This is a genomic window from Streptomyces sp. NPDC041713 (assembly GCF_055591085.1).
In genome coordinates this window covers 36,562-60,616 of record NZ_JBVIZY010000004.1, presented here as the reverse complement: position 1 = coordinate 60,616, position 24,055 = coordinate 36,562, and the positions used below count along the sequence as shown (strand labels likewise).

General features: G+C 71.8%; 21 protein-coding genes. 13 read left to right on the top strand and 8 right to left on the bottom strand.

Annotated features, from left to right (window positions below; translation table 11 throughout):
- The first annotated feature begins 67 nt into the window (after positions 1-67).
- Positions 68-1,561: an FG-GAP and VCBS repeat-containing protein gene (locus tag ACZ6CV_RS13580; RefSeq protein ID WP_469250963.1), complete on the top strand. Its 1,494-nt coding sequence runs from the start codon at positions 68-70 to the stop codon at positions 1,559-1,561.
- 87 nt (positions 1,562-1,648) lie between these two features.
- The gene (locus tag ACZ6CV_RS13575; protein ID WP_469250962.1) at positions 1,649-2,104 is read left to right on the top strand and encodes a hypothetical protein; all 456 of its coding nucleotides are present in this window, start codon (positions 1,649-1,651) and stop codon (positions 2,102-2,104) included.
- Between the two features lie 70 nt (positions 2,105-2,174).
- Here the strand turns inward: ACZ6CV_RS13575 and ACZ6CV_RS13570 are convergent, their stop codons facing one another.
- From ACZ6CV_RS13570 to ACZ6CV_RS13560, 3 genes are all read right to left on the bottom strand, one after another.
- On the bottom strand, positions 2,175-2,612 hold the full coding sequence (locus tag ACZ6CV_RS13570; RefSeq protein ID WP_469250961.1) for a universal stress protein: 438 nt from the start codon (positions 2,610-2,612) through the stop codon (positions 2,175-2,177).
- Between the two features lie 93 nt (positions 2,613-2,705).
- Positions 2,706-3,194: a VOC family protein gene (locus ACZ6CV_RS13565; RefSeq protein WP_469250960.1), complete on the bottom strand. Its 489-nt coding sequence runs from the start codon at positions 3,192-3,194 to the stop codon at positions 2,706-2,708.
- 181 nt (positions 3,195-3,375) lie between these two features.
- A complete protein-coding gene (locus ACZ6CV_RS13560) occupies positions 3,376-3,909 on the bottom strand; it encodes a hypothetical protein (protein WP_469250959.1) in 534 nt (177 codons plus the stop codon).
- On the opposite strand from ACZ6CV_RS13560, the gene ACZ6CV_RS13555 reads away from it, so the two are divergent.
- A complete protein-coding gene (locus tag ACZ6CV_RS13555) occupies positions 3,908-4,207 on the top strand; it encodes a hypothetical protein (protein ID WP_469250958.1) in 300 nt (99 codons plus the stop codon). The two genes, ACZ6CV_RS13560 and ACZ6CV_RS13555, sit on opposite strands and share 2 nt — an antisense overlap.
- Before the next feature lie 84 nt (positions 4,208-4,291).
- On the opposite strand, the gene ACZ6CV_RS13550 is transcribed toward ACZ6CV_RS13555, so the two are convergent.
- Positions 4,292-4,465 (bottom strand): CsbD family protein, encoded by a 174-nt coding sequence (locus tag ACZ6CV_RS13550; protein WP_469250957.1) that lies wholly within the window; start codon positions 4,463-4,465, stop codon positions 4,292-4,294.
- 723 nt (positions 4,466-5,188) lie between these two features.
- Between ACZ6CV_RS13550 and ACZ6CV_RS13545 the strand changes: the two genes are divergently transcribed.
- Positions 5,189-5,458, top strand: coding sequence for a hypothetical protein (locus tag ACZ6CV_RS13545; protein WP_469250956.1), 270 nt, complete (start codon positions 5,189-5,191; stop codon positions 5,456-5,458).
- 215 nt (positions 5,459-5,673) lie between these two features.
- The gene (locus ACZ6CV_RS13540; RefSeq protein WP_469250955.1) at positions 5,674-6,621 is read left to right on the top strand and encodes an endo-beta-N-acetylglucosaminidase H; all 948 of its coding nucleotides are present in this window, start codon (positions 5,674-5,676) and stop codon (positions 6,619-6,621) included.
- A 131-nt stretch (positions 6,622-6,752) separates the two neighbouring features.
- Here the strand turns inward: ACZ6CV_RS13540 and ACZ6CV_RS13535 are convergent, their stop codons facing one another.
- Both ACZ6CV_RS13535 and ACZ6CV_RS13530 read right to left on the bottom strand, forming a co-directional pair.
- Positions 6,753-7,865: a sensor histidine kinase gene (locus ACZ6CV_RS13535; protein ID WP_469251452.1), complete on the bottom strand. Its 1,113-nt coding sequence runs from the start codon at positions 7,863-7,865 to the stop codon at positions 6,753-6,755.
- 1 nt (position 7,866) lies between these two features.
- A complete protein-coding gene (locus ACZ6CV_RS13530; RefSeq protein ID WP_469250954.1) occupies positions 7,867-8,610 on the bottom strand; it encodes a response regulator transcription factor in 744 nt (247 codons plus the stop codon).
- A gap of 206 nt (positions 8,611-8,816) precedes the next feature.
- Between ACZ6CV_RS13530 and ACZ6CV_RS13525 the strand changes: the two genes are divergently transcribed.
- Positions 8,817-9,419: a M15 family metallopeptidase gene (locus ACZ6CV_RS13525; protein ID WP_469251451.1), complete on the top strand. Its 603-nt coding sequence runs from the start codon at positions 8,817-8,819 to the stop codon at positions 9,417-9,419.
- Positions 9,420-9,509: 90 nt separating this feature from the next.
- Positions 9,510-10,676 (top strand): endonuclease/exonuclease/phosphatase family protein, encoded by a 1,167-nt coding sequence (locus tag ACZ6CV_RS13520; RefSeq protein ID WP_469250953.1) that lies wholly within the window; start codon positions 9,510-9,512, stop codon positions 10,674-10,676.
- A 1-nt stretch (position 10,677) separates the two neighbouring features.
- Here the strand turns inward: ACZ6CV_RS13520 and ACZ6CV_RS13515 are convergent, their stop codons facing one another.
- On the bottom strand, positions 10,678-11,157 hold the full coding sequence (locus tag ACZ6CV_RS13515) for a hypothetical protein (protein ID WP_469250952.1): 480 nt from the start codon (positions 11,155-11,157) through the stop codon (positions 10,678-10,680).
- Positions 11,158-11,755: 598 nt separating this feature from the next.
- On the opposite strand from ACZ6CV_RS13515, the gene ACZ6CV_RS13510 reads away from it, so the two are divergent.
- The 3 genes from ACZ6CV_RS13510 to xdhC are packed head-to-tail and all read left to right on the top strand — an operon-like array spanning position 11,756 to position 16,486.
- Positions 11,756-13,252 (top strand): xanthine dehydrogenase small subunit, encoded by a 1,497-nt coding sequence (locus tag ACZ6CV_RS13510; protein WP_469250951.1) that lies wholly within the window; start codon positions 11,756-11,758, stop codon positions 13,250-13,252.
- Positions 13,249-15,675, top strand: coding sequence for a xanthine dehydrogenase molybdopterin binding subunit (gene xdhB, locus ACZ6CV_RS13505; protein ID WP_469250950.1), 2,427 nt, complete (start codon positions 13,249-13,251; stop codon positions 15,673-15,675). Before ACZ6CV_RS13510 ends, xdhB begins: the two co-directional genes overlap by 4 nt.
- A gap of 1 nt (position 15,676) precedes the next feature.
- Complete coding sequence (xdhC, locus tag ACZ6CV_RS13500; RefSeq protein ID WP_469250949.1) at positions 15,677-16,486, top strand: xanthine dehydrogenase accessory protein XdhC; 810 nt, start codon at positions 15,677-15,679, stop codon at positions 16,484-16,486.
- Between the two features lie 75 nt (positions 16,487-16,561).
- Here the strand turns inward: xdhC and ACZ6CV_RS13495 are convergent, their stop codons facing one another.
- Positions 16,562-17,830, bottom strand: coding sequence for an ROK family transcriptional regulator (locus tag ACZ6CV_RS13495; protein ID WP_469250948.1), 1,269 nt, complete (start codon positions 17,828-17,830; stop codon positions 16,562-16,564).
- 293 nt (positions 17,831-18,123) lie between these two features.
- Between ACZ6CV_RS13495 and ACZ6CV_RS13490 the strand changes: the two genes are divergently transcribed.
- From ACZ6CV_RS13490 to ACZ6CV_RS13480, 3 genes are all read left to right on the top strand, one after another.
- Positions 18,124-20,292 (top strand): hypothetical protein, encoded by a 2,169-nt coding sequence (locus ACZ6CV_RS13490; RefSeq protein ID WP_469250947.1) that lies wholly within the window; start codon positions 18,124-18,126, stop codon positions 20,290-20,292.
- A gap of 109 nt (positions 20,293-20,401) precedes the next feature.
- The gene (locus ACZ6CV_RS13485) at positions 20,402-22,231 is read left to right on the top strand and encodes an RICIN domain-containing protein (protein WP_469250946.1); all 1,830 of its coding nucleotides are present in this window, start codon (positions 20,402-20,404) and stop codon (positions 22,229-22,231) included.
- 349 nt (positions 22,232-22,580) lie between these two features.
- Entirely contained in the window at positions 22,581-23,903 is a 1,323-nt protein-coding gene (locus tag ACZ6CV_RS13480; RefSeq protein WP_469250945.1) for a beta-propeller fold lactonase family protein, read from the top strand.
- Positions 23,904-24,055: the final 152 nt, after the last annotated feature.

Here is a 24,055-nt window from a genome sequence, read left to right as displayed (position 1 = left end):
AGGTGAACGTCACCCGCGCGCACGCGTCTCGACATCACTCGCGATCGCTCGCGCCCAAGGAGGAACCGTGGGCATCCGCCGACCCGCTCTCTCGACCGCCGTGGCCGCCGCCGTGATCGGCGCACTCGGCGTACCGGCCGCCGCGTCCGCCGCAGCCGGCACGTCCGGCCCGTCCGCGAAGGCCGGCGCCGTCACCGTGCGCGAGGACTTCGACGGCGACGGCCACCAGGACGTCGCCGTCGCCGCGCCCGGCGCGACGGTCGGCGGCCACGTGTGGGCCGGCTACATCACGGTCAGCTACGGCTCGGCCCAGGGCCTCGACCCGGCCCGCACCACGGTCATCACCCAGGACACCCCGGGCGTGCCCGGCGACTCGGGCGACAACCAGGTCTTCGGCTACGCGCTGGTCGCCCGCGACCTCGACGGCGACGGCCTCACCGACCTGGCGGCGGTCGCCCGCGGCTACCGGCCCGACGACAACGTCAGCGGGTCGGTGATCGTCCTGTGGGGCCGTAGGTCCGGCATCTCCGGCGAGGGCGCCGTCCGCGTCGCGGCGCCGGCGAACGCCCAGGTCGGCGACGATCTCACCGCGGGCGACTTCGACGACGACGGCCACCAGGACCTGTTCCTGCGCAACGGCGAGGACTACGACTACCACGACGTGCTCTACGGCCCCTTCACCCGGAGCGGCGCCCCCGCGCGCGAACAGCAGGTGCAGGTGTACAGCACCGACAACTCCATCAACTCGACGGCCGCGGGCGACTTCAACGGCGACGGCATCGAGGATCTCGCGACCTTCTACGTCTACGAGAACCACGCCGAGGGCGGCAAGCTGTGGCTCGGCACCAGGACCGGTCTCTCCACGGTCCCGCAGCGGCTGAACTCCGCGTCGAGCACCGCCGTCGCCGACTTCGACCGGGACGGTTACGCCGACCTCGCCACGCGGATCTTCCCGGGCGGCGACACCGAGGGCACCGAGGAGGACTTCGGCACCGTCAAGATCTACTACGGCTCGGCGTCCGGCCCCAGCCAGACCCGTACGCAGACGATCACGCAGAACACGACGGGCGTGCCCGGCGTGAACGAGAAGGGCGACCAGTTCGGCGGCCGGCTGAGCGCGGGCGACGCGAACGGCGACGGCTACCCCGACTTGGCCGTCGGCGTCCCCGGCGAGGCGATCGGCACGAAGAAGAAGGCCGGCGCGGTGGTCCTGCTGAAGGGCGGCGGGAGCGGTCTGACCGGCAAGGGCGCGCAGGCGTTCCACCAGGACACGGCGGGCGTGCCGGGTGTCGCGGAGTCCGGTGACGTGTTCGGCGCGTCGGTACGGCTGCTCGACGCGACCGGCGACGCCAAGGCCGACCTCGTCGCGGGTGCGCCGGGCGAGAACCTCGACTCCGTCGTGAACGGCGGCGCGGTGTGGCTGCTGCGGGGCGCCGCGGGCGGCCTGACGGCCACGAAGTCGACGGCGCGGAACCCGAAGGACATCGGGGCACCGGCGGCGAAGGCACTGTTCGGCGACAACCTGAGCGGGGACAACGGGCCCGGGACGGTGATCCCCTGACACTCATGACCCGCACACTCATGACCCGCGAGCCGAACCCGTGACCCCACCGGCGCCCCGTGAACGGCCCGCACTTATGTTGTGCGGATGCAGCCACAGCAGGAACCCGCCGCCCCGGCCCACCCCGCCGCCCCGCCCGGCACCTCGCGTCCGCGCGGCCGCACGACCACCGTGGTCGTGTGGCTCGCGGCAGGTCTCCTGATCGGAGCCGGGGCAGTCGGCGCGGCCTGGGCGTCGGACGTCGGCAGGGCGTCGTCGGAGAGCGGTGATGGTGCCGCCGGAGACGCCCGTGCGGCGTGCCGGGCCCTCGACGGATTCGACGAGGCGAAGTACACCGACAAGGGCCCGGCCGGTGAGATCGCCCTCAACCGATACGCCGCGGCCGGAGCGTTGTCCGCGTCGGCCGCGGCGGGCGACGCACACTACAAGCCACTGGCCCGGGCGATCCGCCGCTCGCAGGATCGCCACGCGAGGACGTTCCGCTTCGACGCGACGGTGCGGCGAGACCTCGACGAGGCCCGCGGGATCTGCCGGGACCTGTAGTCCTGCCGAGCGGTGCAGGCGACGAACGGCGCGCCGCCCCGTGTAGATGGCCACGGGGGCGTCACCAGGGTCAGACCTCGCGGACGACGACCACCGGGCAGGTCGCGAGGTGCACGCAGTGCTGGCTCACCGACCCGAGCAGCGCCTGGGTGAAGCCGCCGTGGCCGCGGTTGCCCACCACGAGCAGGTCGGCATCGCGCGACGCGGTGAGCAGGGCCGCGGCCGGGTTTCCGTCCATCACCGCCGTACGGATCTCGACGCCCGGCTCGTCCTTGCTGATCTGCTCCACCACTTCGTCGAGCGTCTTGCCGAAGGCGCTCTCGAAGTCGTCGGGCAGCGGCAGCGGAGGCCAGCCAGGGGCCGTCGGATAGCTCCAGGCGATCACGGCCTCCACGGTCCCGTTCGTCAGCCGGGCCTGTCGTACCGCCCACCGCAGCGCGGCTCGGGACGGGGGAGACCCGTCGACGCCGACCACGATCTTTCGCTGAGCGGTGCGGGGGAGAACCATGTCCATCCCTTTCGGGGCCTTGGGCCTCGGGAGGCCGCTCGATGGTGAGCAGGAGTGGAATCGGCGGCCTAGGCCGGGAGTTCCGGCCGCCGGTCACCAGGCGTAGACGCGGGTGATGATCTGGGTGCGCGCCACCTGTTCGGGGCCCGGGTACGTCACCAGCAGCGGTATCCCGCTGGGGTCGCGGCCTTCCACCCAGGTGAAACCGGCGTCCTCGTGCGTGGAGATGTGGGCGTGCCGGACCTTGAGCACCCGTTCGCAGCGGCGCAGGGCGGTCTCGCTCGGGGCGGTCCACATGAGGCACGGGGTACCGATGCCTCCGGTCGCGTGCGGCGCGCGCCGGCCCACTGACCGTACATAGAGCTGTGACCCCTCACCGCTGACCAGAAGCGCGGCGTCAGCAGCGCTGACGGCGACCTCGAGGCCGAGCAAGTCGCGGTAGAACTCCACCGATTGCCTCAGGTCGAAGACGTACAGCACGGCCGAGGCGAGTCGCATGCCGTGCTGCGGTGGCGGGATGCGTTGAATCCCGGGTGACGTCAGGTCGTCGGGAGAGGGGTCCTGGTTCGGTTCGGTTCGCATGGCGGACTCCGTGATTCTGGATGCAGGCGTGCCGAGCCCCCGTTGTCGCCACAAGGAGGGCCGGCGGGTCGGGCCGGTTCCGGTCCACAGCCGCCGCGGGCGTGCCCCGTGCGGACCGGGACACCGGCTCCCCGCGGCGGCTGGGATTCCTGTGCGACGGCCGATTCACCGACCGGCAGGCCTACATGTGCAGCAGCCGTTTCGCGGTCTCCCTGTACTGCTGCAATGCCTGACGCAGTTCCTCGGTCTGCACCTCGGCGCCCTGCCCCGCGCCCTGCCAGCCCGTGCGCAGTACGCGGAGCCGCTCCGTGAGGGCCTCCGTCAGCCGGGTGACGGTTTCGTCGAAGATGCCGTCGGCCTCCTCCACCGCCTGGCGCGGGCTCTCCACGAAGGTGTTGAGGGCCTGCTGGAGCCGCACGGTGAGCTTGTCCCGCTCGCCCCGCGCCAGCAGCACGGGGCCCGCCGCCCGGGCGGAGTCGTCGGTGCCGGGCACCTGCCCACCGGTCGGGCGGGGCGACTCGTGAAGGGGTTCCTGCAGGGCGTGTTGCTCGGCGAGGTTTGGGCTGCCGCTCGCAGGCTGCTGTGCGCGTTCCCGGTCGTACATCAAGTGTGCCACTTCCTTCGCGTGGCGCCGGCTCTGTGCCCACGGCGCGTGGCTGCGGTCGTCGGGGGATTGCAGGTGCCGGAGCAGCACCGAGGAGATGCAGGAGGTCATGGTCGAGTCCCGCAGCCTCTTCGAAGCGCTCGTCGCCGATCAGTCCACCGGTTTCCCGTTCGGCCGACCGGACGTCGCCGTCGTGGCCGTCGACGGACCGCTGGTATTCGGGGCCGAACCGCTTCTGCAGGCTGCTCCTGCCGCCTTCGCCGCTCCCGGATGCCCGGGAGCGGCCGACGAAGAGGAAGACGCTTGCCGCGATCGCGGCCACAACGATGATCACCATGGCGATCATGGCTGCCCTCTCCGGCTCGAGCCCTGTGCGTTGCTCAGCTTCATGTGCCTCAACCTCGGCTAACCGCTGTGAAGTTGTGCCCTGACGGGGTCCGATGGGATGGGTCCACGGGGCCCCGCTGCCCCGTGCCGGTGGCTTCCTGCCGGGTCAGCGGCGGAAGGCGTCCTTGGCCTTGTCGCCGGACTGCTTGAGGTTTCCGGACACCCGGTCGGTCCTGCCCTCGCGCTGCAGCCGCCTGTTCCGGGTGTCGCGGCCGATCCGCTCGGTGATGCGGCCCTTGAGGGTCTGGGCCTTGTTCCTGAACTTGTCTCCAGCACTCATGGCTGTCCTCAGGTCGTCCATCGGGTGAATCCGGTGCCGTGTAGACGGCGGCTCGACTGCGGTCGCGGCCCATCCGAGCTCGGATGGCGCCGCGGAAACCGGAGATCACCGGGATCAGCAGACGAGAGGAGAATCCACGTGAGCATCGCCGGGACTCCAGATCGCGCGGAGTGGTTTCCTGGTATCCGCGGGGTCCGGGCGAAGCGGGAGGGCGAAGTGCGCTGCCGGACGATCCGGAGGGGCACGGCCCTGCGCCGTGCCGCCAGTCAACGCCCGGGAACGCCCGATGTCAATGTCCATCGGAGCGCGTGGGTCCGGTGGTCGGGCGCGGGGTGAGTGAGGTCTGCGGGGCCGTGAGGGCGTCTGCCGGTTCGGTCGGGGGCAGGAGGCGGTCCTCCCACCAGGACAGGCCCAGCACGGTGGCGAACAGTACGAAGGGGACCAGAGCGACCAGCGCGTACATCTGCGCCGCCTACTGTGTACGCGTACGGCGAGGCGGGCGCCGGATCGGGTGCCCGCGAGGGGGCCCATCGAGCCGGGCCGGACTCGCGGTCGGAGGAGGGACGGCGGTCGCCCCCTCACCGGCGGGACGCCAGCCGGCCGTCAGGGTCGCGCGACAGCCGCAGTGGCGGGGTGTATCCACGGCTGCTCGACAGGATTACGCTCCGAAGTGAGGCCCCAGACCCCGGCAGCGACGCCCCGTCCCGCTCCGAAAGGCCCTTCGTGACCATCTTGTTCGTCATCCTCATCATGGCCCTCTTCGGTCTCGGCTTCCTCAACGCTCTGTGGTGGGCCGCCGCGGCCGCGCTGGTCTTCGCCGCCGTGTACTACGGCCGTGGGCCAGTGGGCAGCCGTAGGCGACGCGACGAATTCGAGTACCGCGACTACCAGGAGGACCGCGACCGGGCGCACCGCTGGGACCGCCGCTACCGACGGCGACGCCGTGGGCTGTGGCGGCGGGAGGATCGCCGCGACGAGCAGCACCACGGGTGACCCTTGGAGAGCCCGGGGGCGTGGACCCGGGGGCGTGGATCCGGGTGCGCCAACTCCCCTGCCGTGGCGCGGGCTATAGCGCGAGGTGCGTGGGAATCGTGAAGAGTTCGCTCAAGATCCTCGGGTTTCGGTCACGTGAGCGCAAAACTCGGAGGGCTCACTCGGCGCTTCGAACAGGTCGGGCGCCGACCCCTGCGATGGGAGACCGATCAACGATGTTCACTCTGGTACGGAGCAGAGCGCGGACCGCCGCGCTCGCGCTCTCGGCCGTCGCGGCCCTCGCTTTCGGTACGACCGCAACAACCGGCGCGGCGGCGGCCCCTGCCCCCGCTCCCGCCCCTGCCCCCACCCCCGCTTCCGCGAAGCAGGGGCCGACCTCGGTGGCGTACGTCGAGGTGAACAACAACAGCATGCTGAACGTCGGCAAGTACACGCTCGCCAACGGGGGCGACAAGGTCTTCGACGTCGCCGTGATCTTCGCGGCGAACATCAACTACGACACCGGCAAGAAGGCGGCGTATCTGCACTTCAACGAGAACGTGCAACGCGTGCTCGACAACGCCGCCACGGAGATACGGCCGCTGCAGCAGAAGGGCATCAAGGTCGTCCTCTCGGTGCTCGGCAACCACCAGGGCGCGGGCTTCGCCAACTTCCCGTCGCAGCAGGCCGCTTCGACCTTCGCGAAGCAGCTGTCGGACACCGTGTCCAAGTACAAGCTCGACGGCATCGACTTCGACGACGAGTACGCCGAGTACGGCAACAACGGCACCGGCCAGCCCAACGCCAGTTCGTTCGTGCATCTGGTGTCGGCGCTCCGCGCCAACATGCCGGGCAAGATCATCAGCCTCTACAACATCGGCCCGGCCGCGTCCCGCCTCTCCTACGGCGGCGTCGACGTCTCGTCCAAGTTCGACTACGCCTGGAACCCGTACTACGGCTCCTGGCAGGTCCCCGGCATCTCCCTGCCCAAGTCGAAGCTGTCGCCGGCGGCCGTCGAGATCGGCGGGACGTCCCGGGGCACGGTCGCCGACCTCGCCCGCCGCACCGTCGACGAGGGCTACGGCGTCTACCTGACGTACAACCTCGACGGCACCGACCGCAGCGCCGATGTCTCCGCGTTCACCAGGGAGTTGTACGGCAGTGACGCCGTCTACACCCGGTAGGGCGAGCGCACGCGGCGGCGTGCGGTAGGAATGTGGAAATACGGAACGTGCAGGCCGCGCCTCTGACAACGATGTCGGAGGCGCGGCCGTCCGCTTTCCCGGTTTTCCATGCCCCGCACCGGCCCGGCCCCTCACCGGTCGGCGCCCGTGTCCGTGTCTCCGCCCCCGCCCCCGTCCCCGTACGCCTTCGGGAGCTCCACGGTGACGCGGAGCCCGCCCGTGGGGCGTGGGGTGAGGGTGAGGGTTCCGTCGTGTGCCCGCGTGATGGTGTCGACGATGGCCAGGCCGAGGCCGACGCCGGCCTGTTCGGTGTGGATGCGTTCGGTGCCGCGCCGGAAGGGTTCGGTGAGGGTCGTGACGTCCTCGGGGGTGAGCCGCTCGCCGGTGTTCTCGACGGTGAGGACCACGGTGTGCGGGCGGACACCGGTGTGGACCCAGATGTCGCCGCCGTCGGGGAGGTTGTGGGCGATCGCGTTCTGGACGAGGTTCGTGGTCAGTTGGAGCAGGAGCGTCGGCGATCCGGTCGTGGGGGCGATGTCGCCGCCGGTTTCGAGGGTGATGCCGTGCCGCTCCGCGAGCGGGAGGAGCGTCTCGGTGGCTTCTTCCGCGACGAGGGACAGGTCGACGTCCTGCCGGGTGAACGACCTCTGCTGGGCGCGGCTGAGCAGGAGCAGCGCCTCGGTGAGGTCGATGGCCCGGGTGTTGACGACTTGCAGGCGTTCGATGAGTTCGCCGGTGTCCTGGTGCGGATCGGTGCGGGCTACGTCGATGAGGGACTTCGAGACGGCCAGCGGGGTGCGCAGCTCGTGGGAGGCGTTGGCCGCGAATCTCCGCTGCTCGGCGACGTGCGCTTCGAGCCGCGCGAGCATCGTGTCGAAGGCGTCGGCGAGTTCGCGGAACTCGTCCTTGCGGCCCGGCAGTTGGATGCGATGGGTGAGTGAGCCGGTCGCGGCCAGGCGGGTGGCGTCCGTGATGCGGTTCAGCGGGGCGAGCATGCGACCGGCGAGGAGCCAGCCACCCCCGAGGCCGAAGATCAGCAGCAACACCATCGTGACGCCTGCCATCGGCGCGAAGTCGCGTGCGACGGAGAGGGCGTAGCCGGGTCTGTAGACGATCGCCACGTGCCGCACACGGCTGAGGAACAACCACCCCGCGACGAGCATCAGCGCGCCGGCCAGCATCAGGAATCCGGTGTAGCTGAGGGTGAGTTTGAGACGAACGCTCAGTCCGGGCCGTCTGTCCACGCTATCCACGCGATCCACGCTCTCCAGGGTCGTCGCCACCCGTACGGCCCCCGGGCCCCTGACGCCCCTCGGCTCCGGCGCCGGGGCTCGGGCCGATGCGGTAGCCGACGCCCGGCACCGTGGCGATGAGCCAGGGTTCGCCGAGCCGCTTGCGCAGGGCCGAGACCGTGATGCGTACGGCGTTGGTGAACGGATCCGCGTTCGCGTCCCACGCCCGTTCGAGGAGATCCTCGGCGCTGACGACACCGCCCTCGGCGGCGACGAGGACCTCGAGCACGGCGAACTGTTTCCTGGTGAGCGCGACGTAGCGGCCGTCCCGGTGGACCTCGCGGCGGAACGGATCGAGCCGCAGCCCCGCGATCTCCCGCACGGGAGGCCTGGCGTGCGCCCGTCTGCGGTCGAGCGCCCGGAGCCTGAGGACCAGCTCCTGGAGTTCGAACGGCTTCGTGAGGTAGTCGTCGGCGCCGAGCCCGAACCCGGAGGCCTTGTCGTCGAGGCGGTCGGCGGCGGTGAGCATCAGGATCGGCGTGCCGCTGCCGGAGGCGACGATGTGTGCGGCGACCTCGTCACCGGAGGGCCCCGGGATGTCGCGGTCGAGGACGGCGATGTCGTACGCGTTGACGGCCAGGAGCTCCAGCGCGGTGTCGCCGTCTCCCGCGAGGTCGGCCGCGATCGCCTCCAGGCGCAGGCCGTCGCGGATCGCTTCCGCCAGATAGGGCTCGTCCTCGACGATCAGTACACGCATGGTCCGAGGCTACGAGTCGGGACCTGTCGTCGGCGTATCGAAATCCGCATACGGGGTGGCAACACCGGGCTGCCTTGACTGGCGGCATGACTCGAACACCACCTTCGGTACGGACGGGGACCCGCGAGGTCCGCCGGGTTCGCAGGGTTCGCCGAGGTCAGGGGCCGGCAGCCGTCGGCCTGGTGATCGTCGGCCTGGTGGTCGTCATGGCCGCGATCATCGCGGTCATCGGCCCCCGGGTGTGGAGCGGCTGGTCGCCGGAGTCGTCCTCGGGCGGCTCGTCGTCCTCGTCCTCCTCGGGCGCGTCGCTCCCGAATGCGCCGCGCGGGCAGCTCGGCGGCGGTCGGCTCGGCGCGGCCGACGGCGCCGTCTCCGGCGACGTGACGGTCTTCGACGACGAGACCCCGGCCGTGGCCCGGCTCGATCCGGACCTGCGCAAGGCGCTCCGCCGAGCCGCGACGGCCGCGAAGGACGACGGTGTCGACTTCCACGTCAACAGCGGCTGGCGATCCCCGGCGTACCAGAACCAGCTGCTCCGCGAGGCGGTCGCGAAGTACGGCTCCTCAGAGGAGGCCGCCCGATGGGTGGCCACCCCGGAGACGTCCCCGCACGTGTCGGGTGACGCGGTCGACATCGGGCGCTCCGAGGCGACGGGCTGGCTGTCGCGGCACGGTGCCGCGTACGGGCTGTGCCAGATCTACGACAACGAACCCTGGCACTACGAACTGCGCACGGACGCGGTCGCGGCCGAGGGCAGTTGCCCGCGCAGGTACGCCGACGCGACGCAGGACCCGAGGATGCGGCACTGAGCGCGGCGGCCACCGCGATGCCCGTAGCGAACCGCAACCGACAGAGAACGACAGCAATCGACAGCGAGCGACAGTGAACGAGGACGAACGATGACGCAGGTGAAGACGGCGGAGGCCGGACAGAGCGGCGCGACGGACCCGGGTGCGACAGACACGGGCGCGACCGGCACGGGTGCGACGGGCACGGGCACGACCGGCACGGGTGCGACCGCCCCCGGAGCGCCGGGCCCCGGAGCCGACCGCTCCCGCTCCAGGCGATGGGGGCCGCTCACCGCCCTCACCCGCCCGGGCCCGTGGAGGCGCGGACTGGTGCTCGCGGCGCTCGCGCTCGCCCTGGGCCTGCTCATGCTGCTGCACGCGCAGCTCCCGGACCGCGCCGGCATCGGCAGCCTGGTGGAGACGTTCCTGCCGTGGTTCGGTCTGTTCGTCCCGGTGCTGCTCGCCGCCGCGTTGTGGCGCCGCTCGGCCTCCGCGGTGATCGCGCTGCTGGTGCCGGCCGTGGCGTGGCTGAGCCTCTTCGGCGGGCTGCTCGGCGACAAGTCCCACCCGGCCGGTGACCTCACGGTGGTCAGCCACAACGTCGGCGCCGAGAACCCCGACCCGGCCGGCACCGCCCGTGACCTGGCCGCCTCCGGGGCGGACGTGCTGGCCCTCGAGGAGATCAGCTCGCAGGCCCGTGGCACGTACGAGAAGGAGCTGGCGACGACCTACCCGCACCACACGGTGCGGGGGACGGTCGGGCTGTGGAGCAAGCGGCCGCTGTCGGAGATCCGCACGGTGGACGTCGCGATGCAGGGCATGGTCGGGCCGCTGGCGGAGCACCTGACGGCCGAGGAGAGGAAGGCCACGCCCCGGGCGCTGCGGGCCACGGTGGCCACGGACCGGGGGCCGCTCGCGGTGTACGTGGCGCATCTGGGGTCCGTACGCGTGAACCCCGGGTCGGGCTTCGTGACGGGTCAGCGGGACGCCGGCGCGCGATCACTGGCGAAGACCATCGCCGCCGAGCGGAACGAGCGGGTGGTGCTGCTCGGCGACCTGAACGGCACGCTGGACGACCGCGCCTTCGACGGTGTCACCGCGCAGCTGGACTCGGCCCAGGAGAAGGCCGGGGACGGCTTCGGGTTCAGCTGGCCGGCGACGTTCCCGATGGCGCGGATCGACCAGATCCTGGTCAGGGGAGTGGAGCCGGCGAGCTCGTGGGTGCTGCCCGCCACCGGCAGCGACCACTTGCCGGTGGCGGCCGGCCTCGACTGGTGAGTCAGCTGGGCCCGGCGCCGCCGTCGCTGTTCAGCACGGCGCCGAACGCCTCGATCGTGCGGCGGCGCGCGGTGAAGAAGGCGAGCCAGCTGCCGTCCGCGTAGTGCACCCGGAAGCGGGCCATGAGCTGCAGGCGCCGACGGCGCTCCACCCGGGCGACCCAGGTGCGGGGGACCTCCCACAAGGGAGCGCCGTCGTGCACCCCCACGAGGCCGACCCGCTGGTCCGTCACCCGCATCAGCAGCGCGCCGGACGCGGGCGGCATGGCCGCGGCGATGCTCTGCGCACCGCCGGCCTCGGCTCCGTACCGGTGCATCAGATGGTCACCGAGCATGCCGCCGACCTTGCCGTGCTTGCCGTACTTGATCTTGACACCCTCGGCGCCCTTCACCGGGACGACGACGCCGTACGCGAGGAGCTGCTCGCCCGGCGCCAACTGACTGAGGGCGGACTGCTGTTGGACGGACAGGACTTCGGTCATGGCGGTGCTTCCCCGTGATCTTGTTGACTCCGACGGAAGATCGTATAGGCCGGAGTTCCGGTGGCGGACGGCGCCCCCGCGGGTCCGGTGGCCCGGAGCCGACCTCTTGACCTGGCCGTCCCCGGCCCACTAGCTTGCGGTAGCCACTGACCCCCGACGCCCGGAAGGAGGCGACCAGCGGATGTACACCAGCTCTGACCTCGGTCGCCTCGCCCAGTGCACCGCCTGGGTCCCGGGCCGGATCGCGCACGGCTGCTGAACGGGCCGTGCTCGCACGGCTGTTGAACGGCCCCGTGCCCCGCACGGCTGCTGAGCGCGCCGTATCCGACGGTCGCTGAGCGAGCCGTTCCGCTGTTCACCTCCGCGGCACATCCCAAGCCCTGCCGGGTTCTCCGGGCGCCAGCATTTCCGGTCCGGGCCATCCGGCCCTCCTGGGTTCCCCGTTCCCTCGGGGCACCCACTCCCGCCCCTCCGGCGCGCCGCCCTCGCGTGCCGTTCCGCGCCGCTCCCTGCCCCGCGGCGCGTCCGGACACAGAAAGTCTCCGACCTTGGCGAACAACATGAAACGACCGATCACGCACCGCATCGAAGGCCCGTCATGACAGAAGCGCGGATCACCGTCAACGGGAAAGAGACGCCCCTCTTCCCCGCCACGCCCCACACCACGGCACTGGACTTCCTGCGCGAGCGCGGCCTCACCGGCACCAAGGAGGGCTGCGCCGAGGGCGAGTGCGGCGCCTGTTCGGTCCTGGTGGCCCGGCCCGGCGTGCACAAGCCCACCGACTGGGTGGCGGTCAACGCCTGCCTGGTCCCGGTCGCCGCGCTCGACGGCCAGGAGATCGTCACCTCCGAGGGCCTCGCCACCGGCGGCGAAGCCGGCACGCCGCCCGTCCTGCACCCGGTGCAGGAGGAGATGGCGGTCCGCGGCGGCTCCCAATGCGGTTACTGCACACCGGGGTTCATCTGCAGCATGGCCGCCGAGTACTACCGCCCCACGCGCTGTGCCCACGCCGATACGGACCAGTCGCAGAGCGCTGAGCACGCGGAGCACACGGAGAAGGCCGACGCCGAACACGGACCCAACGGCTTCGACCTGCACGCCCTGAGCGGCAACCTCTGCCGCTGCACCGGCTACCGCCCCATCCGTGACGCCGCGTTCGCCGTCGGGGCGCCCGCCGAGGACGACCCGCTCGCGCTCCGCCGCGAACAGGCGCCGCCCGCCCCGGTCGCCACCGAGTACGCCGGGGACGACGGGGTCTTCCTGCGCACGAACACTCTCGCCGAGACCCTCCACCTGCTGCGCGAGCGGCCCGACGCGGTGATCGTCGCCGGTTCCACCGACTACGGCGTCGAGGTCAACATCCGTTCCCGCAGGGCGGATTGCGTGATCGCCGTCGACCGGCTGCCCGAACTGCGGGAGCTGCACGTCGCGTCGGACCACATCGAGATCGGTGCCGCGCTGACGCTCACCGAGATCGAGCGCCGGCTCGACGGCGACGTACCGCTGCTCGCGGAGCTCTTCCCGCAGTTCGCGTCCCGGCTGATCCGCAACGGCGCGACCCTCGGCGGCAACCTCGGCACCGGCTCACCCATCGGTGACAGCCCGCCGGTGCTGCTCGCGCTGGAGGCGTCGGTGGTGCTCGCCGACGCCGACGGGGAGCGCGAGGTCCCGCTCGCGGAGTACTTCACCGGCTACCGGCAGAGCGTGCGCCGCCCCGGCGAGCTGATCCGCGCGGTACGCGTCCCGCTGCCGCTGTCGAAGGTCACGGCCTTCCACAAGATCGCCAAGCGGCGCTTCGACGACATCTCCAGCGTGGCGGTGGCCTTCGCGCTCGACATCGAGGACGGCACCGTACGCAAGGCACGCATCGGTCTCGGCGGTGTCGCCGCCACCCCGATCCGCGCCCTCGTGGCCGAGGCCGCCCTGGAGGGCGAGGCGTGGACGGCCCGGACCGCCGAAGCCGCGGCCCAGGTGCTGCGCGCCCAGGGCACACCCATGAACGACCATCGCGCCAGCGCCGGATATCGCTCCGCGATGCTGGGCCAGAGCCTGCTCAAGCTGTACGCGCAAACCACTGAGGCGGTGCCGTCATGAGCCAGTTGTCCGAGCGTCCCGAGAAGTCCGTCGTCGGCCTCCCGATGCCGCACGAGAGCGCGGTCCAGCACGTCACCGGCACCGCGCTCTACACCGACGACCTGGTGCACCGCACCAAGGACGTGCTGCACGCGTACCCGGTGCAGGTCATGAAGGCCCACGGCCGGATCACCGCGCTGCGCACCGAGCCCGCGCTGGCCGTGCCCGGCGTCGTCCGGGTGCTGACCGGCGCCGACGTGCCCGGCGTCAACGACGCCGGGATGAAGCACGACGAACCGCTCTTCCCCGACGTGGTCATGTTCCACGGCCACGCCGTCGCCTGGGTGCTCGGCGAGACCCTGGAGGCGGCACGGCTCGGCGCCGCGGCCGTCGAGGTGGAGCTCGACGAACTGCCCTCCGTGGTCACGCTGCAGGAGGCCATCGCCGCGGACAGCTTCCACGGCGCGCGGCCCGTGATGGTGACCGGCGACGTCGACTCCGGCTTCGCCGACTCCGCGCACGTGTTCACCGGCGAGCTGCACTTCTCCGACCAGGAGCACTTCTACCTGGAGACGCACGCGGCGCTCGCGCACATCGACGAGGCCGAGCAGGTCTTCGTGCAGAGCAGTACCCAGCACCCCTCGGAGACACAGGAGATCGTCGCGCACGTGCTCGGCCTGCACAGTCACGAGGTGACCGTGCAGTGTCTGCGGATGGGCGGTGGCTTCGGCGGCAAGGAGATGCAGCCGCACGGCTTCGCGGCCGTCGCCGCGCTCGGCGCCAAGCTGACGGGACGGCCGGTCCGGCTGCGGCTCAACCGCACCCAGGACCTGACCATGTCCGGCAAGCGGCACGGCTTCCACGCCGACTGGAAGATCGGCTTCGACGCCGACGGCCGCATCCGGGCCCTGGAGGCCACGCTCACCGCGGACGGCGGCTGGAGCCTGGACCTGTCCGAGCCGGTGGTGGCCCGCGCGCTGTGCCACATCGACAACACGTACTGGATCCCCAACGCCCGCGTCGCCGGCCGCATCGCCAGGACCAACAAGGTCTCCAACACCGCCTTCCGCGGCTTCGGCGGACCGCAGGGCATGCTCGTGATCGAGGACATCATGGGCCGCTGCGCCCCGCTCCTCGGCCTCGACCCCATGGAGCTGCGCGAGCGCAACTTCTACGGGGAGGGCCAGGTGACGCCGTACGGGCAGCCGGTCCGCCAGCACCGTAGGATCGCCGCCGTCTGGGAGAAGGTCCAGGAGAACGCCGGCATCGCCGACCGCAGGCGCGAGATCGCCGCGTTCAACGCCGCGCACCCGCACACCAAGCGGGCGCTGGCGGTCACCGGCATCAAGTTCGGCATCTCGTTCAACCTCACCGCCTTCAACCAGGGCGGCGCGCTGGTGCTGATCTACAAGGACGGCTCGGTCCTGATCAACCACGGCGGCACCGAGATGGGCCAGGGCCTGCACACCAAGATGCTGCAGGTGGCCGCGACCACCCTGGGCATCCCGCTGCACAAGGTGCGGCTGGCCCCGACGCGCACCGACAAGGTCCCCAACACCTCGGCCACCGCGGCGAGCGCCGGCGCGGACCTCAACGGCGCGGCGGTCAAGAACGCCTGCGAGCAGCTGCGCGAGCGGCTCCTGCAGGTGGCCGCGACCCGCCTCGGGTCGAGCGCCGCGGACGTCCGCATCGTCGAGGGCGTCGCGCGCGCCCTGGGCAGCGAGGCGGAGGTGGCCTGGGACGACCTGGTGCGGACCGCGTACTTCCAGCGGGTCCAGCTGTCGGCCGCCGGTTTCTACCGGACCGAGGGGCTGCACTGGGACGCGAAGACGTTCCGGGGCTCGCCGTTCAAGTACTTCTCCCACGGCGCGGCCGCGGCCGAGGTCGAGGTGGACGGCTTCACCGGCGCGTACCGCATCCGGCGCGTGGACATCGTGCACGACGTCGGCGACAGCCTGTCGCCGATGATCGACGTCGGTCAGGTCGAGGGCGGGTTCGTGCAGGGCGCCGGCTGGCTGACCCTGGAGGACCTGCGCTGGGACACCGGAGAGGGGCCCAGCCGCGGCCGCCTCCTGACCCAGGCCGCCAGCACCTACAAGCTGCCGAGCTTCTCGGAGATGCCCGAGGAGCTGAACGTGACGCTTCTGGAGGACGCCACCGAGGAGGGCGCGGTCTACGGCTCCAAGGCGGTCGGCGAGCCCCCGCTGATGCTGGCGTTCTCGGTACGCGAAGCGCTGCGGCAGGCGGCCGGCGCGTTCGGTCCGGCCGGGGCGAGCGTGGAACTGGCCTCGCCCGCGACGCCGGAGGCGGTCTTCTGGGCGATCGAGGCGGTACGAGAGGACGGCGCCGCACCCTCGGGCGTGGCCGTCGACGGGGGCACGGGAGCCGGGCGGGCCGCCGACGGGACGCTCCGTACCGACGCGACAGCGCTGAACGGTGCCTGACATGACGTGGATCGCCGCGGTCGCGCGGTTGCGGGCACGCCGGGAGGCCGGCGTACTGGTGACCGTCGCGACCGTGCGCGGCCACGCGCCGCGCGACGCCGGCGCGAAGCTCGTCGTCGGGCGGACACGGACGTGGGGGTCGATCGGCGGCGGCAATGTGGAGGCCGTCGCGATCGACCGGGCCAGGGAGATGATCCAAGTGGCCAAGCCGGAGCCGGAGTTGCTGGACTTCGCCCTGAACGACAAGGTGACCAACCAGCACGGTGTGCAGTGCTGCGGCGGCACGGTCTCGGTGCTGCTCGAACCGCTGCCGGTGGTACGGGCCGTCGCGGTCTTCGGCGTCGGGCACGTCGGGCTCGAACTCGCGCGCATCCTGGCGCGTCAGGACATCGACCTGCATCTGATCGACACCCGCTCGGAGTTGCTCGCCGAGCAGCGGCTCGCGCCGCTGGCCGACGCGGTGGCGCAGGTGCACGTGCACCACACGCCGCTGCTGCCGGAGGAGGTCCTGGAGGAGCTCCCGCCCGGCACCCACGTCCTGATCATGACGCACGACCACGCCGAGGACGCCGCGCTGTGCGACGCCGCCCTGCGCACGAGCCATCTCGGCTCCATCGGTCTGATCGGGTCGGCGGCGAAGTGGGTGCGGTTCCGCAAACGGCTGGCCACCGAGGGCGGTCACGACGACGCCACCATCGACCGGATCAAGACCCCGATCGGGCTGACGGACGTGACCGGCAAGGAGCCCGCGACGATCGCCGTGAGCGTCGCCGCGGACCTGCTGCGGACCTTCGAGTCGGAGGTGTGCTGACCGGTTCGCCCATGGGTGGCGAGTGGCGTGCTGATCAGGGTGTGTCTTGCCCCGGTCGGCGCGTGCCTGCCCGGATCAGGGTGTGACCGTTCCGATCGGGTCCTGGAAGACCCGGTCCAGGGCCAGATGGGCGCCGCCGCGCGCCGCGGCGCTGAAGCCGAGCGACGACAGCATGATCTCGCAGCCGCCCGCCTCGGGAGCCATGACCCGGGCGGCGAACCCGGCGCGCACCCGGTCGGTCAAGTGGTCGCCGAAGTGGGTGAAGTAGCCGCCGAGGACGACGGCCCGGGGATTGAGCACATCGGCGAGCAGCGCCACGCCCAACGCGAGCCCGTCGGCGATCCGGCAGAGGGCGGCGAGGGTGGCGGCGTCACCCGCGTCGGCGCGGCGGCGCAGCTCCGTCAGCCGTTCCTCCAGGTCGACGGCGGGATCGCGGACCGGGTCGTGCGGCGGCGCGGCCCGATGGAGCAGGGCCGTCAGGCCGACCATGGTCTCCCAGCAGCCGACCCGGCCGCAGCCGCAGGGCGAGCCGTCCGGCGCCAGCGGCATGTGGCCGATCTCCCCGGCGAAACCGGCCGACCCCTGCAGCAGCCGGCCGTCGGAGATGATGCCGCCGCCGACGCCCGTCTCACCGGTGATGTAGATCAGGTCGTGGATGTCGGCCGACGCGGCGACGAGATACTCGGCGACGGCACCCAGCTTGGCGTCGTTCTCCAGGCCGATCGGCGGCGCCCCGGGGCCGAGCCGCTCGCGCAGCCCGTCGACGACGGCGACGTCCTGCCAGCCGATGTTGGGGGCGTACGAGACCACTCCGGTACCGGTCTTTATCACGCCGGGGGCCGCGACGGTCACCGCCACCGGGCTGATACCCCGCTCGCGCAGACCCGCGCACGCCTCCCCGATCGCCTCGGCCATCCGGTCCAGTACGTCTGCCGGTTCGCAGCCGCGGGCGTCCAGCGGGGCGCGGTGCCGTGCGGTGACCTCGCCGCGCAGATCGAGGGCGATCAGGCTCAGATAGGCGACGTTGATCTCGACGCCGATGCCGCAGACGGAGCGCCCGTCGATCTCCACCGTGCGGCCGGGCCGGCCGACCGAACCGTGCCGCTCGGCCTCACCCTCCCGTATCAGACCGTTCTCCATGAGTTCGGCGACCAGGTGCGTGATGGTGGCCTTGGGCAGTCCGGTGTCGGCCGCGATCTGGGCGCGGGGCCGGGGTCCTGCGTCGCGCAGGAGACGCAGCACCAGGCTGAGGTTGGCCCGGCGCAGGGAGGCGCGGTCGCCGGCGCTCGGCGTCCTCGACCTGCCCAGGTCGCGTATGCCTGCGCCGCGTAGGTCTGCCTTCACCGGGGCCGCTCCTTGCCGGGGGTCGTGTAGCGCGGGTGCCGTTCAAATTATGCGGGGGCGCGGGGTGAGGGAGGGGCGGGTCGGTCGGCGATGCGCTGCCGTGAACCTGTGGAGTTGTCGTGAACCTGTTGACGTGCCTCCCTTTATTTTGGATCCTAGCCGAACTAATTGCTGCCGCCCCGGACACCGGCTCCTGCCGACACCACTGATGCTCAACCGGCAAGCGCGGCCAGGTAATTGACGAGGTACTTGACCAGGTACCTCCCAGGACGAGCTCGGCGAGGGGACCGCGGATGGACACCGGTACGGAGTGGGACGCGGCGGAGGCCCGACCCGTCCGGCGAGCGCGCTACCACCTGCGCTTCCAGCTGCGGCCCGGCGCCGACCTCGCCGACCGGGCCCGCTCGCTGGCCAAGGTGTGCGGGGAGAACGGCGTCGACGAGGTGGTGCTCCTGCTCGGCGCCGAACAGTGGCACACCGGGCACCTCGCCGGCGCGGAGGAGGCCCGGTGGTTCGCGGCCGCCGCCGAGGCCCGCGACATACTCGCCGCCGCGGGCCTGCGGGTCAGCCTCAACCCCTGGGTCACCGTCGGTCATGCCGACCGGGGCCGCATCGGCACGCTCGGCTTCGCGCCGATGGTCTCGCCCACCGGTCAACGCGCCGCCGCCCAGGCGTCCTTCGCCTGCCCCGTGTGGCGCCGCTGGCTCTTCGCGCACTACGGATTCTTCGCCGAACTCGGCTTCCGCGTGCTGTGGGTCGAGGACGACTTCCGCTTCCACAACCACGCCCCGCTCGACTGGGGCGGCGGCTTCGAGCCGCTCATGCTGCAGCGCCTCGCGGCACGCGTCGGCGAGTCGGTCACCCGGGACCAGGTGGTCGCTGCGGTCACCGCACCCGGCCCGCCCCACCCGTGGCGCGCCCAACTGCAACAGGTGTGGCGCACGGCCCAACTCGAAGTCGCCGAAGGCCTGGCCGATGTGGTGCGGGAGCGCTCGGGCGGCCGCTCGCGGCTGGGCCTCATGAGTTCCGTGCCCGCGCGGCACTCCGTGGAGGGGCGCGACTGGGCGGAGCTGTTCGGCGCGCTGTCCATCGGGGGCGAGGTCACCCACCGCCCGCACTTCGCCCCGTACTCCGACACGCCCGCCCGCACCCTCGCCTCCGGGCTCTGGTCCCTCCAGACGCAGCGAGCGCTCCGCCCGGGCCAGGTGGCCTGCGAGCCGGAGATCGAGAACTGGCCGCACACCTCCTGGTCGAAGTCGGACACCCAGACCTGGTCGGAGATGGTCACCGCGCAACTCGTCGGCGCGGACGCGCTGTTGCTCAACCTCCACCCCACGCACGCCGAGCGTGCCGAGAACTTCCCGCACATCGACCGGCTGCTGCGCCGGTCCAGGCCGGCCCTGGACTGGCTGGCCCGGGAGTGCCCGGCCGCACGGCACGTCGCGGGCGATGCGGCCCCGCTCGGGGTGGGCCTGCCCTGGCGTCAGGACACGGCGGCCCGGCTGCCCGCGGAGGCGGACGGGCTGGGCGACCTGGTGGTCGACCCCGCGCGGACTGCGGACTTCCTTCTCGGGAACGGTGTGCCGGTCACCGAGCGGCCGGCTCCCGTGCAGGCCGTGTTCGGGCGTCAGGTCCACGCCTTCGACGACGACGAGATACGCGAATTCCTGCGCGGCGGACTGTTGTTGGACGGCGTCGCCGCCCACGCCCTGACCCGGCGCGGCTTCGCCGACCTGATGGGCGCACGGGTGACCGAGCTGGTCGGCCGTGACGATCCGGCGCTCCCGGGCCCGTACGCGGTGGAAGAGATTCTCGGCGAGGGCGGCGAGGGCGGCGAGGCCACCAAGGGCCACGGTGACGGCGAACCGGGCGGCGAGGGGGTGTTCCTGAGCGTGGACGTCCAGCCTGCGCTGGCCCGCGTCGAGCCCCTGGAAGGCGCCCGCGTCCTCTCCCGGATCCGGACGCCCGACGGCCGTACGTGGGGCGCGGGGCGCTGCCACTTCGTGAACGCGCTGGCCGGTGCCGTCGCGATCCTGCCCGCGACGGCACCGGCCGACCTGGCCCGCGGCGACGAGAGCCGACGGCTGCTGCACGCGACGATCCGTTTCCTGGAGGGCGAGCAGCCTCAACTCCCGCTGGTGAGCGGGGCTCCCCACCTGATCCCGTACGTGACGCGAGCCGCGGACGGCGGTCACCGGCTCGCGGTGGCCAACGGCAGCGCCGACCCGGCACGACCCCGCGTCCACCTCCCTCGCCCGCCTCGTCCACCTCACCGGTCCGGGGCCGGTCACGACGTACACGTACGGGCCACGCTGCTCGCGCCGCTCGCCGAGCCGGCCGAGGTCGGAACGACGACAGGCGAGGCGGCCACCACCGAAAAGACCTCCCTCGAAGCGGCCCCCGCTGTGTCGGAGCTCAACGCCCCTCTGCCACACCGTGGTTGGGCGGTCTTCGCGTGGTGACTTCGCGCAACAACTTCGCGTCATGACCTCGTGACGCGCAGGCGCAGAGCGAACCACCGTCGCGCGGACACGTCCGTCCGCCGCGACGTCCGGACCGAGAGGAGTACCCATGTCACTCCGTTCCCGCGCAAGAACGCTCGCCGCCGTCACGGCGGGCGCCGCCGTCCTGTTCGGTGTGGCGGCCCCCGCGCCCGCCGCGTCCGACCGTTCCGCGTCCGACGACCCCACGTACAAGATCACCGTCGGCCAGAAGGGGCCGTGGACCCACCCCGACGACACGCCCGCCGCCACCTTCATCGACCGGGACGGGTCGTTCCACTACCAGTCCGCCCACGCCCTGTACGGCGCACAGGACCCACGGAAGTGGACGTTCTACTCCGGCAAGGACTTCGACTCCGCCACCAGGGACGGCGCGCTCAGTGACGCGGTCGACCCCGCGAACTCCGCCGACCGCAACAACGACACCACCTGGCGGTGCAACAACAGCCCCACCGGACGCGAGGCCACCGCGGCCGCCGACACCTCGCACTACGCACAGAAGAACTACTGCGACCTCATGGGCGTCTGGGTCGACCCGGACACCGGCCACTGGTACGGCCTGGTCCACAACGAGTTCACCCCGCAGCCCTTCGGCGACGGCCTGCACTACGACGCCATCGACTACGCCGTCTCCCAGGACCGGGGCAAGACCTGGAAGATCAAGGACCACGTCCTCACCTCGCCGTACAGCACCGAGCGGGGCGACAACAAGGCTTTCCCGCACGACACTTACCACTACGGCAACGGCGACCCGCGGCTGTTCGTGGACACCGCGTCGGGCTACTTCTACGTCTACTACAACTCCCGCGTCATCCCCAAGGGCGGCGTCCCGGGCGGGTGGACGGACGGCAGCCGTGCCCACGTGGCCCGCGCCCCGATGTCCGCCAAGCTGGCGCCGGGCTCCTGGAAGAAGTGGTACGACGGCGCCTGGGCGCAGCCCGGCATCGGCGGCATGGAGAGCAACATGGAACCGGTCGACGCCGGCCACCCCACCGGCTACACCCCCGTGGAGCACGACTACGACCCGGCCAACGACGGCTCCGTACAGGACCAGCAGGAGGCCGGTGAACTCCCGGCCAAGTCCGCCCTGTTGACCATGAACATCGCGTACGACGCCCACCTCGGCAAGTACATCGGCCAGCCCGAGGCGATCGTCCAGGACAGCTCCGAACCACAGCGCTTCTACGTCACCGACGACCTCGCCACCCAGAAGTGGAGGCTGATGGGCGACACCGGCGCGTACCGCTCGGGATCCTGGTACCGCTGGATGCTCGACTCGGTGAACAAGACCGGATCCACCATCGTCGGACGGAAGTTCCGCAGCTACTGCTCGTTCTCCTGCTCGGGCGGCGCGGACGGCGAGTACTACGAGACCACCGTCGACACCAGCAGCCCGGCCGCGCCCGTCACCACGGGCACCGCCTACACCCTCAGCAACGGTACGGGCCGTGTCCTCGTCCAGTCCGCCCGCGGCAACGGCACCACCTCACGGCCGGCCGGCGAGAGCTCCACCCGTGGCCGCTGGGTCTTCGCCTCCAACGCCGATGGCTCGTACCGCATCACCAACGCCGCCACCGGACGGCTCCTGGGCGTCGACTCCACCGTCGACGCGGGCCGTGCCTGGGGCGCCGAGCCGACCGTGACCGCCGCGCCCAAGTCCGGCCCCACCGTCGGCCAGCAGTGGTTCGTCGTCCCCGGCCGGAACGCCGACGGACGGGCCACGGGCACCGTGCGCCTGGTCAACCGGTACAGCGGACTGGTCATCGGCCTGTCCGGCGTCGAGGGCCGGGCCGCCGAGACCACGCCAACCCGGGCCTGGACCGACACGTCCGGGGGCGACGTCGGTGGCGGCAGGACGGCGGCCGAGCAGACCCTGCGTCTGGAGCCAGTGAACCGATAGGTCGGTGTCAAGGTGCCGGACGGCCACCTGTTGGCCGTATCCGGACAACAACAGCCGTTCGGCACCTGAGTCGTTGAGCGAGCGGGATGATGCCGAGGACGCCGCCGGGCGTCGGCGCCGCCGGTCGTCGGGCGGGGCCCGCACCACCGCACACCTGCCGGTTCTCGGGCCCGGTCTGTCGGGCCCGCCGTCAGGGTGCGGAACCGCTGAAGGGGGAAGTCCTTTGATCCGTGCACTCTCCAGACCCTCCGTACCCTCCGGTCGCCCCGGAACCGGTGGATCGTCCCGTGCCGTACGGAGGCGACGGCTGATCTCCCTGGCCGCCGGTGGAGCCCTGGCACTGGCGGGCGTGGTGGCGCTCCCCGCACCCGCACAGGCGGCCTCCGGCCCCTCCGCATACGTGGCCAACTTCAACGGCGACACCGTCTCGGTGGTCGACCCGAGCACGAACACCGTCACCGGCAGCATCACCGTCGGCAACAGCCCCGTCGGCGTGGCGGTCGATCCGGCCGGCGCGCGCGCCTACGTCACCAACTTCGACGAGGCCACCGTCTCGGCGATCGACACGGACACCAACACCGTCACCGCGACCATTCCGGTCGGCAGCAACCCCCTCAACGTCGCCTTCACCCCGTCCGGCGGCCGCGCGTACGTCGCCAACAGCGGCGGGACCACGGTCTCGGTGATCGACACGGCGACGAACACGGTCACCGCCAGCGTCCCGGTGGGCAATGGCCCGAACGGCGTGGCCATGGCCCCGTCGGGCGCCACCGCGTACGTGACCAACAACAACGAGAACACGGTCTCGGTGATCGACACCGCGACGAACACGGTGAGCGACACCGTCCCGGTGGGGTCGGCCCCCTCCGGTGTGGCGGTCAGTCCCTCCGGGGCCTTCGCCTATGTCACCAACAACGGCGGCACCACGGTGTCGGTCCTCGACACGGCGACGAAGACGGTCGGCGCCACCATCCCGGTCGGTACCGCGCCGAACGGCGTCACGTTCGACCCCTCCGGTGCCCGGGCCTACGTGGCCGACACGGGCAGTGACGACGTCAAGGTGATCAACACGGCGACCAACGCCGTGACGGCCACCGTGCCCGTCGGCGACGGCCCTGCGGGAGTCCGGGTCGACCCGTCCGGCACCGCCGTCTACGCGTCCAACGTGGGCAGCGGCACCGTCTCGGTGATCGACACCGGGACCAACGCCGTCACGGCCACGATCGACGGGTTCACCGGCCCGTACGGCGTCGCCTTCACCGGCACGCCGTCCCCGGTGGTGAAGGCGGACATCGACGTCAACCTCACCGCCCAGCCGCACCTCAGCCTCCTGGTGCCGTACGTGTCCTACACCCTCACGGCCCACAACACCGGCCCTGCGGCGGTCAGTTCGGCCACCCTCAGCGCGAAGCTCCCGCGGGGCGCCACCGCCACCAACCTCGCCTCCGGGTGCACCGTGTCCGGCGCGACGGTGACGTGCACCTACGGAGCGATCGCCGACAACGCGAGCGCGAACAAGACCTTCCGCGTCCCGCTGTCGCTGCTGACCCTCGGCCCGGTCAAGGTCACCGGCCAGCGCACCGCCTCCGCGCCGACGGACCCCGACTCCGCCAACGACTCCGCGTCCGTGACCTGCACCGCCGTCTCCGTCATCCTCGTCACCTGCCCCTGACCCGTCCGTCTCGTCCGTCCGGGCGGTGAATCCGTCCGACGGACCGCACCACAGGCCCGGCTGGGGCAACCCTCAGCCGGGCCTGAGTGCGTGAAATCGTGGTCAGGTGGTACGCCGACACGTTCCGACCACCCTGAACGGTGCCGGAGTCC